Source organism: uncultured Maricaulis sp. (assembly GCF_963976135.1).
Classification (GTDB): Bacteria; Pseudomonadota; Alphaproteobacteria; order Caulobacterales; family Maricaulaceae; genus Maricaulis.
In genome coordinates, this window is the sequence record NZ_CAXBKN010000001.1 from 63,648 (window position 1) to 76,726 (window position 13,079).

Annotated in this window: 17 protein-coding genes; 10 read left to right on the forward strand and 7 right to left on the reverse strand. The window is 62.8% G+C overall.

Annotated features, from left to right (window positions below):
* The first annotated feature begins 46 nt into the window (after positions 1-46).
* Positions 47-1,225 carry an MFS transporter gene (locus AAC023_RS00250; RefSeq protein WP_339736915.1) on the forward strand — a complete coding sequence of 393 codons (1,179 nt, stop codon included), beginning with the start codon at positions 47-49 and terminating at the stop codon, positions 1,223-1,225.
* Positions 1,226-1,308: 83 nt separating this feature from the next.
* Complete coding sequence (gene rpmG, locus AAC023_RS00255) at positions 1,309-1,476, forward strand: 50S ribosomal protein L33 (protein ID WP_009800672.1); 168 nt, start codon at positions 1,309-1,311, stop codon at positions 1,474-1,476.
* Positions 1,477-1,650: 174 nt separating this feature from the next.
* Here rpmG and AAC023_RS00260 read toward each other — a convergent pair whose 3' ends face one another.
* Both AAC023_RS00260 and AAC023_RS00265 read right to left on the reverse strand, forming a co-directional pair.
* A complete protein-coding gene (locus AAC023_RS00260; RefSeq protein ID WP_339736922.1) occupies positions 1,651-3,015 on the reverse strand; it encodes a PleD family two-component system response regulator in 1,365 nt (454 codons plus the stop codon).
* An 11-nt stretch (positions 3,016-3,026) separates the two neighbouring features.
* Complete coding sequence (locus tag AAC023_RS00265) at positions 3,027-3,392, reverse strand: response regulator (protein ID WP_339736924.1); 366 nt, start codon at positions 3,390-3,392, stop codon at positions 3,027-3,029.
* A gap of 191 nt (positions 3,393-3,583) precedes the next feature.
* Here AAC023_RS00265 and AAC023_RS00270 point away from each other — a divergent pair, with 191 nt between their 5' ends.
* Positions 3,584-4,489, forward strand: a complete 906-nt coding sequence (locus tag AAC023_RS00270; protein ID WP_339736926.1) for an ROK family protein — start codon at positions 3,584-3,586, stop codon at positions 4,487-4,489.
* Entirely contained in the window at positions 4,486-5,784 is a 1,299-nt protein-coding gene (locus AAC023_RS00275; RefSeq protein WP_339736928.1) for a DNA polymerase IV, read from the forward strand. Before AAC023_RS00270 ends, AAC023_RS00275 begins: the two co-directional genes overlap by 4 nt.
* On the opposite strand, the gene AAC023_RS00280 is transcribed toward AAC023_RS00275, so the two are convergent.
* Positions 5,720-6,622: an alpha/beta fold hydrolase gene (locus tag AAC023_RS00280; protein ID WP_339736930.1), complete on the reverse strand. Its 903-nt coding sequence runs from the start codon at positions 6,620-6,622 to the stop codon at positions 5,720-5,722. The genes AAC023_RS00275 and AAC023_RS00280 overlap by 65 nt on opposite strands.
* Before the next feature lie 102 nt (positions 6,623-6,724).
* Here AAC023_RS00280 and AAC023_RS00285 point away from each other — a divergent pair, with 102 nt between their 5' ends.
* Complete coding sequence (locus AAC023_RS00285) at positions 6,725-7,186, forward strand: RidA family protein (RefSeq protein ID WP_339736932.1); 462 nt, start codon at positions 6,725-6,727, stop codon at positions 7,184-7,186.
* A gap of 80 nt (positions 7,187-7,266) precedes the next feature.
* Positions 7,267-8,010: a thioredoxin domain-containing protein gene (locus AAC023_RS00290; RefSeq protein ID WP_339736934.1), complete on the forward strand. Its 744-nt coding sequence runs from the start codon at positions 7,267-7,269 to the stop codon at positions 8,008-8,010.
* 7 nt (positions 8,011-8,017) lie between these two features.
* Here AAC023_RS00290 and AAC023_RS00295 read toward each other — a convergent pair whose 3' ends face one another.
* Both AAC023_RS00295 and thiS read right to left on the reverse strand, forming a co-directional pair.
* Positions 8,018-8,803: a thiazole synthase gene (locus AAC023_RS00295; protein ID WP_339736994.1), complete on the reverse strand. Its 786-nt coding sequence runs from the start codon at positions 8,801-8,803 to the stop codon at positions 8,018-8,020.
* A 19-nt stretch (positions 8,804-8,822) separates the two neighbouring features.
* The gene (gene thiS / locus AAC023_RS00300; protein ID WP_339736936.1) at positions 8,823-9,026 is read right to left on the reverse strand and encodes a sulfur carrier protein ThiS; all 204 of its coding nucleotides are present in this window, start codon (positions 9,024-9,026) and stop codon (positions 8,823-8,825) included.
* 72 nt (positions 9,027-9,098) lie between these two features.
* Here thiS and aroQ point away from each other — a divergent pair, with 72 nt between their 5' ends.
* From aroQ to aat, 4 genes are read left to right on the forward strand one after another with little or no spacing between them, the layout of a single operon-like run.
* Positions 9,099-9,539 carry a type II 3-dehydroquinate dehydratase gene (gene aroQ / locus AAC023_RS00305; RefSeq protein WP_339736938.1) on the forward strand — a complete coding sequence of 147 codons (441 nt, stop codon included), beginning with the start codon at positions 9,099-9,101 and terminating at the stop codon, positions 9,537-9,539.
* A 21-nt stretch (positions 9,540-9,560) separates the two neighbouring features.
* Positions 9,561-10,046 (forward strand): acetyl-CoA carboxylase biotin carboxyl carrier protein, encoded by a 486-nt coding sequence (gene accB, locus AAC023_RS00310; protein WP_339736940.1) that lies wholly within the window; start codon positions 9,561-9,563, stop codon positions 10,044-10,046.
* Between the two features lie 27 nt (positions 10,047-10,073).
* The gene (accC, locus tag AAC023_RS00315; RefSeq protein ID WP_339736942.1) at positions 10,074-11,420 is read left to right on the forward strand and encodes an acetyl-CoA carboxylase biotin carboxylase subunit; all 1,347 of its coding nucleotides are present in this window, start codon (positions 10,074-10,076) and stop codon (positions 11,418-11,420) included.
* 15 nt (positions 11,421-11,435) lie between these two features.
* Positions 11,436-12,104, forward strand: a complete 669-nt coding sequence (gene aat, locus AAC023_RS00320) for a leucyl/phenylalanyl-tRNA--protein transferase (RefSeq protein WP_339736944.1) — start codon at positions 11,436-11,438, stop codon at positions 12,102-12,104.
* Here the strand turns inward: aat and AAC023_RS00325 are convergent.
* Entirely contained in the window at positions 12,071-12,535 is a 465-nt protein-coding gene (locus AAC023_RS00325) for a DUF2155 domain-containing protein (protein WP_339736946.1), read from the reverse strand. The two genes, aat and AAC023_RS00325, sit on opposite strands and share 34 nt — an antisense overlap.
* Positions 12,536-12,597: 62 nt before the next feature.
* Positions 12,598-13,002: an NADH:ubiquinone oxidoreductase subunit NDUFA12 gene (locus tag AAC023_RS00330; protein WP_339736948.1), complete on the reverse strand. Its 405-nt coding sequence runs from the start codon at positions 13,000-13,002 to the stop codon at positions 12,598-12,600.
* Positions 13,003-13,079 lie beyond the last annotated feature (77 nt).

Consider the following 13,079-nt stretch of genomic DNA (forward strand, 5'->3'; position numbering starts at 1 on the left):
GCACAAATCAACTGACGCACAATGCGGCGCTGCCTATAGCTGAGCCATGTTTACGCGTCTGACAGCTCCACAATATGGGAATACCCGCGCCCTGATTGCGGCGATCTGCTGCGCTGCCGTGTGCGGCATCGTATTTGGCCTGTCCATGCCGTTGATTTCACTACGTTTGGAATCCATGACCGGGTCCGCTCTCGTGATCGGCCTGAACGGCGCAGCCCTCGGCGTTTCGACCCTGGTGATGGCGCCACTGGTGCCACGCCTGATGGCGATGGTGCCGGCGCGGACGCTGTTGATCGGATCCCTCAGCCTCGCGGCGGTGACTTTTTTGCTCTTCCCGGCTTTGCCATCCGTCGCGCCCTGGTTCGTCCTTCGCTTCGTCGTCGGTTGCTTCATCACCGTGGTCTTTGTCGTCTCGGAAACCTGGATCAACCAAATCGTGACGCCGGAACGCCGCGCCTTCATGCTCGGCGTTTACGGCACCGCCTTGGCCGGCGGGTTCGGGATTGGCGGGTTGATCTTCGCCGGCTTCGGCCCGGCCGGCGATCTACCCTTCTTTCTCGCCAGCGCCGTGTTTCTGATCGGCATCGCTCCGGTTGCCCTGCTCCAGAGCCCTCAGGCCGTCGCCCCGGCGCGGGAGGACTCCTCGATGAGCGCAATCCTCAATGCAGCCGGATCGGCGCCTGCGGCCATCCTGGCGGGCCTCGCCTTCGGCGCGATCGAAACCTTGATCTTCTCGATGCTGCCCGTCTATGCCGAACGTATCACGATTGATCCGGTTTCGATTGGCATGATGGTCTTCGCCGTCGCCATGGGCGTGCTCTCCTTCCAGATACCGCTCGGCTGGATCGCTGACCGGACCGACCGGCGCGGCACACTGATCGCGATTGCTGCGGTCGCGACGCTGGGACCAGTCCTCGTCTGGATGGCGGGGACACATCTCGGCCTGCTTCTGCCGATACTCTTTATCCAGTCCGGTATCGCCAGCGGGCTCTATACGGTGGGCCTATCACTGCTGGGCGAACGCTTCACCGGCGGACGGATTGCGGCGGCCAACGCGGCCTTCATTTTTGCCTATGGGCTTGGCTCGCTGCTCTCGCCTCCGGCTGCGGGCGTGGCGATGGACGGCGTTGGGCCGGCCGGCCTGCTGGTCGTGCTGGCTGCAACCGCGGGCGCCTATCTGCTCTTCCTCGCTGCGACGCACCTGAAAGCGGCGCGTAGCAGTTGACACCTGCTGCGCCTTGCGTATGTTCGCGCGCTCTCGCGACGGCATGGGGCCGAGCGCGCGCGCAGCATCAGGACGACTGAGCCATGGCGAAACCTACTACCATCAAGATCCGCCTGAACTCCACGGCTGGCACGGGATATTTCTACGTGACCAAGAAAAACGCGCGCACCATGACCGAAAAGCTCGTGCTGAAAAAGTACGACCCGGTTGCCCGCAAGCACGTCGAGTTCAAAGAAGGCAAAATCAAGTAAGACGGGTTTCTGTCTGACTTGCCAAGCGTAGATCGGGCCGCAGCACACGCTGCGGCCTTCTGCGTGTTTGGACGACGGGTCGTGCGCAATTGCGGAAAATCGGGTGTCTGAGGCCGGAGCTGCGCGCAGAAACCCCGGCGGCAAGACTGACAGCAATGAGATGATCAACCGGTATCAGGCCGCGACGCTGGTGGCCGCCTCGACGCGGTTACGTCCCTCGCCCTTGGCGAGATAGAGCGCTTCATCCGCCCGGCGCAACAGAGATTCGGCGGTTTCGCCATCCTCGGCCTGGGCACAGCCAATACTCACCGTCACGCTGGTGGTACGGCCGTCACCGATCGCGAACGGCTCGGCCGCAATCGAGGCCCGCAGACGCTCGGAGGCGCCCCTCGCCTCTGCCAGCCCGGCCCCGGGCATGACAATCACGAACTCCTCGCCGCCATAGCGCGCCGCCAGATCGAGCGCGCGCAGATCGCGCTGTATCCGCTCGGAGAAACCGCGCAAGACATAGTCGCCGCCTTCATGGCCAAAGCGGTCATTAATGCTCTTGAAGTGATCGATATCGGCGATCAGCAGGGAGACCGGCGCGCCGCCATTATTGGAGCCTTCCATCGCCTGATGCAGGCGCGAGGCGATATAGCGGCGATTATGCAATCCCGTCAGCGGATCGGTGATCGCCATTTCCAGGCTCTCATCGAGCTGGGTGCGCAATCGATCCGCATAGCGCTTGCGCCGCAACTGGGTGCTCACACGGGCCATCATCTCGCCGGCATCGACCGGACGATGGATAATATCATTCACGCCCAGATCGAGAGCGCGCACAGCGCTCGGGGTATCCCCGGGATTGATCACGGCCAGGATCGGCATTTGCCGGGTCGCGGCGTCGGCACGGACACGGGCACAAAGCCGCAGGCCGTCAAAGCCCGGCGAGGTCAGGTCGACAATCAGAAGATCGGCGTTTTTCCGCGCCGCTTCGAGCCCCTTGACCGGGTCCGTCTCGACCTGGGTGCGGACCTGGGCGGGCATCGCCGCGGCATAGCGGGTCGCGGCGCGCGAATCGGCGCTGATCACGACGGCACAGGCCACGGATTCCAGCTCGCCGAGCGGCTCCGACATCACATGGCTCAGCGCATCGCTCGATTCGCGGTGGCGCAATTCATCGAGCACTGTCTTCAGGCGCAGAAGGGAGCGCACCCGTGCAAACAGGGTGACATCATCAATCGGTTTGGTGAGAAAATCATCGGCACCGGATTCCAGGCCGCGGATACGGTCTTCGCGCTGATCGAGCGCGGTCACCATCACAACAGGGATATGCCGGGTGCGCGGCTCGTCTTTGAGCAGCCGACAGGTCTCATAGCCATCCATGCCGGGCATCATGACATCAAGCAGAATCAGATCGGGCTGTTCAAGCTTGGCCGCTTCGATGGCCGCGAATCCGTCAACAGCCGTGCAGACGTCGAAATATTCGGCCTGAAGCTTGGCCTCAAGCAGCCGGACATTGGCCGGCTGGTCATCAACAACCAGGATTCGCGCGCTCATCGCATCGCCCCCTAATCGAGAAACTGTCGGACGGTTTCGATAAAGGTGGTCACCGTGATCGGTTTCGACAGATAGGCCTCGCAGCCCCCCTGGCGAATCCGCTCCTCATCCCCCTTCATCGCGAACGCGGTCACTGCCACAATCGGAATCGAGCACAAGGTCTCGTCATCCTTCAGCCATTTGGTGACTTCAAGGCCGGATACCTCCGGCAATTGAATATCCATCAGGATGAGATCGGGCAGATGTTCACGGGCCATTTCCATGGCCTTGAAGCCGTCCTTGGTCTGCAAGGTCTCATAACCATGAGCCTCGAGCAGATCGTTGAACAGCTTCATGTTCAGCTCGTTGTCTTCGACAATCAGGACCTTTTTGGGCATGACCTGCAGCATGTCGATGACGCGCTTCCCGTTGTTTGAGCGCTTGTAACGCGCCTGTTGAACCCCATCCGCAATAAACCCGATCTTCCTTAACCAACAATGAGTCAGCGGCCACTTTCATCGCCAAAGGGAACAAGATAAGAACAAATGACGGCCTGGGTAGTATATCGGCACCGGAAAGCGGCGAAAGCATGAATCGAATCGGCATCGATCTGGGCGGCACGAAAATCGAGGCCGTCGCGATGGACCCGCAAGGGGCGGTTATCGAGCGCCTGCGCGTGCCCGCGCCGCAGGCCTATCGCGACACTCTGGAGGCGATCGGCGGTCTGGTGAATGCGATCGAGCGCGAATATGGCGACGGCAGCCGCGTCGGTATCGGGCATCCCGGCTCGATCAGCCCGGCGACAGGCCTGATGCGTAACGCAAATTCCACATGGCTCAATGGCCATCCCTTCGCCCGCGATATCGAGGCCGCACTCGGCCGCCCGGTCCGCCTGGCCAATGACGCCGATTGCTTCACCCTGTCAGAAGCCGTCGATGGTGCCGGCCAGGGCGCCGGCATCGTGTTCGGGATCATCCTCGGCACCGGCGTCGGTGGCGGCATTGCGGTCGACGGGAAATTGCTGCACGGCGCCCAGGGGATTGCCGGCGAGTGGGGCCACAATCCCCTGCCCTGGACCAACGAATCGGATCAGCCGGCCGCCTCGTGCTGGTGCGGCCAATCGGGTTGCCATGAAACCTGGCTCTCCGGACCCGGCCTGGCGCGCGACCACGCGGCGCGCAATGGCGGCGATCTGGGCGCGGCAGACATCTTTGCCGCGGCGGAAGCCGGCGATGCCCCGGCCCGCCGCAGCGTCGAGCTTCACAGCGACCGGCTCGCCCGCGGCATCGCCAGCGTGCTCAATATTCTCGATGCTGAGGTGGTCGTGCTCGGCGGCGGCGTCTCCAATGCCCCTGGCCTGGCGGAGCGTGTCACCGCCCGCCTGCCCGATTTCCTGTTCTCCGACATCGTGCGCACCCGTATCGTCACGCATCGTCATGGCGACAGTTCCGGCGTGCGCGGAGCGGCCTGGCTGTGGCCGGCCGGGACGCCATGAGCGCGCGGGGCTATTGCCGCGTCTGCCTGACACCACTCGCCGAGCCGGTCGATGCCTGCCCCGCCTGCGGCTCACACCGGCATTTGTTTCACCCCGAACTGGGCACGCTCTCGATTGCGCATATCGATTGCGATGCGTTCTACGCGGCCGTCGAAAAGCGGGACAATCCCGAACTGGCCGACAAACCCGTCATTATTGGCGGCCGCCAGCGCGGGGTTGTCTCGACCTGCTGCTATGTCGCGCGCATGTATGGGGTGCATTCGGCCATGCCGATGTTCAAGGCATTGAAGGCCTGCCCGGACGCGGTCGTGATTAGCGGCGATCATGCCAAATATGCCCGCGAGGGCGGGCGCATTCGCGAGATGATGCGCGATGTAACGCCCTTGGTCGAGCCGCTCTCGATCGACGAGGCCTTTCTCGACCTGACCGGCACGACACGGCTGCACGGCGCGCCGCCAGCCCTGACGCTGCTCAGACTGCAGCGCCGGATCCAGAACGTGGTCGGGATCACGGTTTCGGTCGGACTGTCCTTCAATAAATTCCTCGCCAAGACCGCTTCCGATCTCGACAAGCCAGACGGTTTCGCAGTGATTGGCGAGGCCGAGGCGATGGACTTCCTCGGCCCCCGGCCGGTGCGGTCAATCTACGGCGTCGGCCCGGCCTTCGCGGCCAAGCTGGAGCGCGACGGCCTGCGCACGCTCAATGATATCCGCCGCCACAGCGACAGGGACATGGCCAGACGCTATGGCGATTTCGGTTATCGCCTGGCACGGCTGGCGCGCGGCGAGGATCATCGCCGGGTCGAACCGGAGAGCGAGCGCAAGAGCGTCTCCTCGGAGACGACATTCAATGCCGATTTCAGCGAGTTGAAGCCTTTGGAAGATCAGCTCTGGCGCCAATGCGTCAAGGTCGCCGACCAGATGAAGGCCAAGGCAATTTCCGGCTCCGTCGTGACGCTGAAACTGAAGACGTCTGACTTTCGCAGCCGCACCCGCCGTCGCACCCTGAACGAGCCGAGCCAGCTGGCCGATACGCTGTTCAAGGTCGGCCGCGAGCTGCTCGCGCCAGAGGTTGATGGCACCCGCTTTCGCCTGATCGGGATCGGCTTCTCCGCCTTGCAGGCCGCGGTCGGCGATAGCGGCGACCTGCTCGATCCGAATGCGATCCGCCGCGCGACCGCCGAGCGGGCCATGGACAAGGCGCGGGCCAAGTTTGGCGGCGACGCGGTGGTCAAGGGGCGGATGTTGAAGCCACGCCCCGATCCTGGCCCTGCAAAACCTGATCGAACCAGTTGAACGGCATCGGCCAGAAGCCCTGCGCCGCCTGTTTGAACGCTCCGAAATGGCCGATCTGGCCGGCACCGACCTCGGCCGGTGCAAGCCGCAGCAATTGCGTCTCGGCCGCGCTGTAGATCGCCAGCAGGTCCTCGGCCGCGCGCCGGCTCGCCAGGGTGTCGTCGGCGAAGGTCCAGTCGATGATCGGCGCGGTGATGCGATCGAAGACATGCGGTCCGAGAGCCGCCAGCTCATCGCCGAAATAGCCCGGTTTGAAAGCCCAGCGGCGCCATTGCTTGAACACACCGCGCGGCAGGGCCATCCCGCCCCAGGCGCCGCCCGAGGGAATATGGCCCGTCAGCGCCAGGCAGGCCGGTCCGTAGGCGAGCCAGAAGAAGAGCGCCGTCGGCCGGTAGCTCGGCTCGTGGGCGCCCCAATAGCCGGTACCGGCGCAGACAATGGCATGCGCCGCCGGCTTGAGCCCGTTATCGGCAAAGCCCAGCAAATGCCCGCCTACCGAATGGCCGAGCGTATAGAGCGGGCCGTCCGGGACCAGAGCCTGCGCCCGGTCGAGCGCGGCGGCGAAATCGAGCCGCCCCCAATCGACGATATCGGCCTGAAAGCCCCTCATCTGCTGCGGTGCCGAACCGCCAATGCCGCGATAATCATAGAGCAGGCAGGCATAGCCCATGGCGGCACCCTGGCGCGCGATGCGGCGGTAGAGTTCCTTGGGAAATCCCGTACCCGATGAGATCAGCACGGCGGCTTTCGGCGCTTCGGGCGCGATGATGAGGCCGGATAGCTGATAGCCGTCACGGGCGTCGAACCGGATGTCTGATTCGTGGATCATTGTGCTCATCGCCGCATCTTGCCTGATGACGTGCACGTCAAGTCAAGACTTGCCGTTTGCATGCCGCCAATACGCCGCTAGTCTCGCGCGAACCTACTGAATGGAGCCCCCATGTCCGCCTTCGAAACCCGCCTTGCCGAATTGGGCATCACCCTGCCCGAGCCCGTCGCACCGGTTGCCAATTACGTGCCCTTCGTGCGCACCGGTGACCAGGTCTATATCTCCGGTCAGGTCTCCATCGGCCCCGAGGGGCTGGTCAAGGGCACACTCGGTCTGGATATGGATGTCGAGGCCGGCCAGGCGGCAGCGCGGCTGTGCGCGATCAATCTGATCGCCCAGCTCAAACTCGCCTGTGGCGGCGACCTGTCGCGGCTGAAACGTGTCGTCAAGCTGGGCGGATTCGTCGCCGCCGTGCCCGGCTTCACCGACATCCCCAAAGTCATCAATGGCTGTTCCGACCTGATGGTCGAAGTCTTCGGCGATGCGGGCCGGCATGCCCGCTCGGCGGTATCCTGTCCGGTCCTGCCGCTGGGTGCTGCAGTCGAGATTGATGGCGTATTCGTGATCGCCTGACCGGCAGTCATTGCACCTTCCCCCCTCGCGCCTCTGCCCGCTCTCGTCTAGACAGGGCGGCAGGAAAAAGGATTTGTCCCATGTTGCGTCTGATTGCGATCTCTACTGCCGCCACCCTCATGCTCGGATGCCAGCAGGCCCCGGCCGATGCGCAATTGAATGACCGTTCCCGCGAGGAAGTCGGCGAGATCGTGCGCGCCTATATTCTCGAGAATCCGGAAATCATCGAAGAAGCACTGATCGAGTTGCAGCGTCGCGCCCAGGCCCGCGAGATGGAAAATGTTTATGCCGCGATCGAACGCAATGTGTCGGCGATTTACGGCGATGCCCGCGATCCGCGTTTCGGCGGCGCCGAGCCGGACGTCACCATCGTCGAATTCATGGATTACAAATGCTCCTATTGCCGCGTCGCCAATGAATGGGTGACCGACGTCAATGAGCGCTATGGCGACCGCGTCCAGTTCATTTTCAAGGAATATCCCATCCTCGGTCCCGATTCGCTGGAAGCCTCCCGCGCCGCGCTGGCGGCGCTGCGTCAGGGTCCGGAACTCTATGAGGTCTTCCACCGCTCCATGATCAATGCCAGCGGCCCGCTGCCGGCAACACGGATCGACCAGCTCGCTGCGCTGGCCGGGGTCGATGTGGCGCGGATGCGAGCCGATATGGAAGACGAGGCGATCATGAATCACATCCTCGATGTACGCGCGCTGGGCCAGGCGCTCGACGTCACCGGCACGCCCTTCTTCATCGTCGATGGTGTGGTTGTGGCAGGCGCCAATGAGCTGGCTCTGGAAGCAGCGCTGCAGACCGGGCTGGGCGGCTAGGAGGCCGTCAGATCAGGCCGGAAAGCGGGCTGGACGGGTCGGCATAGCGCTTTTTCGGCATGCGGCCGGCGAGATAGGATTGCCGGCCGGCGATGACGGCATGCTTCATCGCTGACGCCATCAGCACCGGGTCCTTCGCCTCCGCGATGGCCGTATTCATCAGCACGCCATCACAGCCCAGCTCCATCGCGACGGTCGCGTCCGACGCCGTGCCGACGCCGGCATCGACGATGACCGGCACCGATGATTGTTCGATGATCAGGCGGATATTGACCGGATTCTGGATCCCCAGGCCCGAGCCGATCGGGGCACCAAGCGGCATGATGGCGCAACAGCCGATCTCTTCCAGCTTCTTTGCGAAGACCGGATCATCGGAGCAATAGACCATGACGTCGAAGCCGTCCCTGATCAGCAGCTCGGCGGCGCGCAGGGTCTCGACCATGTCGGGATAGAGATGTTTGGGATCGGACAGGACTTCCAGCTTGACCAGGTTCCAGCCACCGGCCTCGCGGGCCAGACGCAGGGTGCGCACGGCATCCTCGCCGGTGAAACAGCCCGCCGTGTTCGGCAGGAAAATATATTGTTCCGGATCGATGAAATCGACCAGCCGCGGCTCGTCGGGATTGGACAGGTTCACGCGCCGGATCGCGACGGTGATCATCTCGGCGCCGGACGCTTCCAGGGCGCGGGCATTTTGCTCATAGCTGGCATATTTGCCGGTGCCGATGATCAGGCGCGATGAGAGTGTGCGGCCGGCGACCACCAGCGGTTTGTCCTGCAAGGCCTGCGTCATGATTGATCCGTCTTCCATTTTATCCACCTCCGACGAAGGCGACGATTTCGATGCGGTCACCCTGGGCCAGCGCATCGAGGCTGTAGCGCGAGCGGGGCACGATTTCCAGATTGCGCTCGACAGCGATCTTGCGCCCGTCCAGCCCGAGGGCATGCACCAGATCGGCGACAAGACTGCCCGCTGGCATGTTTCGCGCCTCACCATTGACTGTCAGTTGCAACACGGCTTCCGCTCACTCCGCTTGTAAGTGGGATGGCTGACGTCGTAGAACTTATGCGGGCTGTAAGGCAAGGCCATGACGAAACCGATCTACATTCTCAACGGGCCGAACCTGAATCTCCTCGGCAGTCGCGAGCCGGAAATCTACGGAGCCATGACGCTCGATGATATCGCAGCTGCCTGCGCCGCCCATGCCGGCAAGCTGGGCCAGGTAATCGAATTCCGGCAATCCAACCATGAAGGCGTGCTGGTTGACTGGCTGCACGAGGCGAATCTCAAGGCCAGCGCCATCGTCTTCAACCCGGGTGCCTACACACATACATCTGTGGCTTTGCATGACGCGGTTCGCGCGATAGAACCCCCTGTCATTGAAGTTCACTTGAGCCAGACCGCCGCCCGGGAATCTTTCCGGCACCACTCCTTCGTCGCCTCTGCAGCCAGAGGCAGCATTACCGGACTTGGTCTGGCAAGTTATCTGCTGGGAATCGACGCAGCATTGCATTGCCTGCATCACTGACGGATCCAAAAGGCCCAAATCATGAGTTCTGAGACCCGAAGCCGTTCGCCTATCGACCCTGAAATCGTGCGCGAGCTCGCCGATATCCTGCGCGAAACCGATCTGTCGGAAATCGAGGTTGAGCGCGGCGATCTTCGCCTGCGCATCGCCCGCCAGCTGCAGGCCGCCCAAGTGGTGCAGGCTGTCGCCGCACCGGCCGCCGCCGCTGCCCCGCCAGGCTATGCTGTCGAGACGCCGGGACCGGTCGCCGGCGCCGGTGACCTCAGCGCTCATCCCGGCGTCATCAATTCGCCCATGGTCGGCACCGCCTATCTGAAACCCAATCCGGAATCAGACAATTTCGTCAAAGTCGGCGAAATGGTAAAAAAGGGCGACACCATCCTGCTGATCGAAGCGATGAAAACCTTCAATCCGATCATTGCGGAAAAATCAGGCAAGATTTCGGAAATTCTTGTCGAAGAAGGCCAGCCGGTCGAATTCGGCGAGCCGCTCTTCATCCTGATCTAACGCTCACCCCTGCCGCGAGCGCCAAACATGTTCGATAAAATCCTGATCGCCAATCGCGGCGAAATCGCCCTTCGCATCCACCGGGCGTGCCGTGAAATGGGCATTCGCACCGTCGCCATCCATTCGGAGGCCGACGCCAATGCCATGCATGTGCGCCTCGCCGACGAGAGTGTCTGCGTCGGCCCGGCTTCGGCCGCCAAGAGCTATCTCAACATACCCTCCATCATCGCGGCGGCGGAAGTCACCGGCGCCCAGGCGATCCATCCGGGTTATGGCTTCCTGTCTGAAAATGCCCGCTTCGCCGAAATCGTCGAGGCTCACGACCTGACCTTTATCGGCCCGACGGCCGCGCATATCCGGATGATGGGCGACAAGATCACCGCCAAGAAGGCCGTGATGGCTGCCGGGATCCCCGTCGTGCCCGGCTCGGAAGGCGGCGTTTCCAATATCAAGGAAGCCAAGGAAATCGCGGGCGGGATCGGCTACCCCGTGCTGGTGAAGGCGGCATCGGGTGGCGGCGGTCGCGGCATGAAGGTCGCGGAAAACGAGGAAAAGCTCCAGGAAGCCATGGAGACCGCTTCGGCGGAAGCTGCGGCGGCCTTTGGCGATGGCACCATTTATCTCGAGAAGTATCTCGGCCGGCCGCGCCATATCGAAATCCAGATCCTCGCCGACATGCACGGCAATGTCGTGCATCTGGGTGAGCGCGATTGTTCCTTGCAGCGCCGTCACCAGAAAATCCTCGAAGAGGCCCCCTCGCCGGCCCTGACGGCCGAGGAGCGCGCCACGATCGGCGAGACCGTGCGCAAGGCGATCGAGGTAATCGGCTATCGCGGCGTCGGCACGATCGAATTTCTCTACGAGAACGGCGAGTTTTATTTCATCGAGATGAATACGCGCCTGCAGGTCGAACACCCGGTGACCGAAATGATCACCGGCATTGATCTGGTGCGCGAACAGATCCGTGTCGCCGATGGTGCGCATCTCGATATCCGCCAGGAAGACATCACGTTTGAAGGCCATTCGATCGAATGCCGGATCAATGCGGAAAACCCCCGCACCTTCGCGCCCTCGCCGGGCAAGATCACCGATTTCCATGCGCCAGGCGGGCTCGGTGTGCGGCTCGATTCGGCGCTCTATACCGGCTATTCCGTGCCGCCCTATTATGACAGCCTGATCGGCAAGCTGATCGTGCATGGCCGCACCCGCGCCGAGGCGCTGCTGCGTCTGCGCCGCTCGCTGGAGGAAATGGTCGTCGGCGGGATTGAGACCTCGATCCCGATCTTCCTCAACCTGCTTGAGGAACCGGAATTCGTGAATGGCGATTACCATATCCGCTGGCTGGAAGACTGGCTGGCCAGCCGCGAGGCCTAGACAGGCGGAGACTTGATGCGCGGATTCGGGGCCACAGAACTTCTCGAATGCTACGCCCGCGGGGTCTTCCCGATGGCGGAAGGTCGCGACGATCCACGCATCTACCTGCTCGATCCGGACGAGCGCGGCATCCTGCCGCTCGATGATTTTCATATCCCGCGCCGATTGCAGCGCACGGTGCGCCAGGAAGTGTTCCAGGTCAGCATCAATCTCGACTTCCACGCCGTGGTCGCAGGCTGTTGCCAGTCGGCACCGGGCCGCGAGGAGACCTGGATCAATGACGGGATTTTCAGCCTCTATGCCGAGCTGCATCGCCAGGGCCATGCCCATAGCGTCGAGTGCCGGCGCGGCGGCGAGCTGGTCGGTGGCCTCTATGGCGTCTCACTTGGCGGCGCCTTCTTTGGCGAGAGCATGTTTTCGCTGGAACGTGATGCCAGCAAAGTCGCGCTGGTACATTTGCTCGCCCGTTTGAACGCCGGCGGCTATGCCCTGCTCGACACCCAGTTTACGACAGAACACCTGGAAACCTTCGGCGCCCACTCGATCACGCGCGATGACTACAAGGCGCGGCTCGCCCGGGCATTGAAACTGGATGGGGATTTCCTGGCGTTACCGGCGCAGGTCAATGGCCAGGTGGCGCTGCAGCAGGCTCAAGCCTTGCAGTCGAGCACCCAGACATCATAGATCGCGTGCTCAAGTGGGTTTTGTGCCGGCCGCGAGGCGAACATCCAGCCGGAGAAGACCATCTCGCCCGCAATATCGACGCCAAAGCCATCGGTCCGGCGATCGACGACCTGCAGGAAGGCATAGGTCTCGGGCGTCTCTTCCGGCGGCCGGCGGCGGCAATACCGGGCTGTGATGGTCAGGGCGCCGAAATCGACACTGTCGCCAATGCGCACTTCAAAATCGCGCGTCCGCGCTGTCACCTTGTCGAGGCCGCGCAGCACAACAATTGAGCCGGGCTGGCTCGACAATTCCTGGCTTCCCCGCGCCCCGGGATCATCGCCGCGCAGACTGGCTGCGGGGTCAGACAAATTCCCGGAATTGCCATCCTGGGCCTGCAGGCCAAACGGCAGGCAGGCGGCGAGAGTCAGGGCTGTGAAAAAACGCATCATGGCTTGAAACTGCCCCGCGATTAAGGCGCTGTCGAGGCGGTTCGCCCGACAGGCGAACCGTTTTATTCCGGCGACCAGGCTTCGTAATCGCCGGTCGAGGACTGGCGCTTGCTCGCGGTGACGAGGCTGCCACTGGGCCGGTAGGCATACACCGTACCGGTCAGATTGGGATGATGATCCTTTTCCCAGACCTGACGCGGCAGCGGCGCTTCGCTGGGTGGCTGATCGAAAGTGTGGTGCAGCCAGCCATGCCAGTCGGACGGCACGCGCGAGGCGTCGGCATAACCCTTATAGATCACCCAGCGGCGCTTATTGCCGTCCGGACCGGTCACGCCGCTCTCTTCGAAATAGCGATTTCCGTAATCGTCTTCGCCAACCTTTTTGGCACCGCGACGCGAAAGCGTCAGCAAGGTGCCCGGCGTGGCATCATTCCACCAGATGAAAATCTTGGAGATAAAACCCAACATGGCGTGCGGCTCCGAGTCGGTCGCGGCGAGGAATTCCACCGTATATGCCTTCGCATGGCCATCGGGTCCAGTCTTGA